An 829-nucleotide genomic window follows, 5' to 3' on the forward strand; every position below is an offset into this window, starting at 1 on the left:
ACCCTTGGACGACGCGTCACCGCGCTCGAAAAGCAGATCGGCGAACCGCTGTTCGTGCGTCAGCAAACCGGCTACCGGCTGACCCCAGTCGGTGAAGAACTGCTGCGGCGCGCCGAAGACGTCGAGGCAGCAATGCAGTCGCTGACCCGCTGGCGCGAAGGAAACCTGCCCGACCGCATTGTCCGCGTCTCGGCCGGGCCATGGACCTCGGCCTTCGTTGCCGCCCATATCGGCGAGATCTGGACGGTCGATGACGGCATAAGGGTGGAGCTCGTCACCACCACCGACCGGGTCGACATTGGTCGCCGTGCCGCCGACATCGGCATCCGCAGCGAGCGCCCGACCGAGCAGTGGCTGGCCGGCCGTCAGAGCGGCAAGGTCGCCCACGCCATTTATTCCGGACGCCACCTGATCAACGGCATCGCCGCCGGGTTGTTCGTCGGCGTCACCGGCGAAGGGGCAAACATTGCCTCGGCGCGCTGGCTGCAAGCCCATCACGGCGATCGCATCGCCGTGCGCGGCAACAACACCCATTCGGTGCGCGAACTGGTGGCTGCCGGCGCCGGGCTTTCGATCTTTCCGTGCTTCGTCGGTGACAGCGATCCACGGCTGGTTCGCGTCGCTCTGCCTATCCCCGAACTCGAAACCGACCAATGGATCGTCACCCATCATGAGGAACGTCACTCCCCGCCGGTACGAAAAGTCGCCGACCGGATTGCCGGCTTGATGCGGGCGCACCAGCCGCTGTTTCGCGGCGAGACGCCGATCCAGTAAGCTCCAGGCGTCGATCGGCCGCCAGCTGAGCCGCACGCTGGCACTCATGCCCTGG

General features: G+C 66.5%; 1 protein-coding gene. It reads left to right on the forward strand.

Going from position 1 to position 829, the window contains the following annotated elements; all coding sequences use genetic code 11:
- A partial coding sequence (locus NKI85_RS37775) for a LysR family transcriptional regulator (protein ID WP_352780985.1) occupies window positions 1–774 on the forward strand: 774 nt, incomplete at its 5' end.
- Between the last annotated feature and the right edge of the window lie 55 nt (window positions 775–829).

The sequence above is a fragment of the Mesorhizobium sp. M0571 genome, from assembly GCF_040320985.1.
GTDB lineage: Bacteria > Pseudomonadota > Alphaproteobacteria > Rhizobiales > Rhizobiaceae > Mesorhizobium.